The 218-nt window shown below is 24.8% G+C and carries 1 protein-coding gene; it reads left to right on the forward strand.

Features of this window, described 5'->3' with window-relative positions; genetic code table 11:
* A partial coding sequence (locus ACLR9T_RS14190) for a hypothetical protein (RefSeq protein WP_413110121.1) occupies positions 1–218 on the forward strand: 218 nt, incomplete at both ends.

Below are 218 nucleotides of genomic sequence, written 5' to 3' on the forward strand. Positions count from 1 at the left end.
TTACAATTGTTTATAGAATCTGGAAATATCAATAATTCTGAAAAATTTTTAATTGCCTTAAATAATCTATATACAAATAATAAAAAAATCATTGGTGATGATAAAGATGGGTTAATTTATAAAAAAATGTTAATAGCTTTAGCATTTGCCTATAGTTCTGATATCCCAGCAACACCACTAACATTTAATTCTCCTATGGCAAGCTATGATATAAACAA

The organism is Thomasclavelia sp. (assembly GCF_047249845.1).
Classification (GTDB): Bacteria; Bacillota_I; Bacilli_A; order Erysipelotrichales; family Coprobacillaceae; genus Thomasclavelia.